At 51.2% G+C, this 201-nt stretch carries 1 protein-coding gene; it reads left to right on the forward strand.

Annotated elements, in window-relative coordinates:
• Positions 1-201 (forward strand): DNA circularization N-terminal domain-containing protein (locus tag AB4496_RS29520; RefSeq protein WP_372133697.1); only part of this gene is annotated, 201 nt, incomplete at both ends.

Consider the following 201-nt stretch of genomic DNA (forward strand, 5'->3'; position numbering starts at 1 on the left):
GATTGAAGCGGTGTTTGTGGGCTCAAGTTCTCTGGCCGATGCCAATGCCCTCATTGAAAACCTAGAAGCAACACCAACAGGCGAACTAGAGCATCCTTGGTTGGGTGAACTGCCGCTTGTCTTTGAAGACGTATCGCAAAGCATCAGTACCAAAAAAGGCTTGGTCACGCTGAGCCTGAAGTTTGCTCGCGCTGGCTCTTC

It is taken from the genome of Vibrio sp. 10N.222.46.A1 (assembly GCF_041473595.1).
Lineage (GTDB): Bacteria > Pseudomonadota > Gammaproteobacteria > Enterobacterales > Vibrionaceae > Vibrio > Vibrio tasmaniensis_A.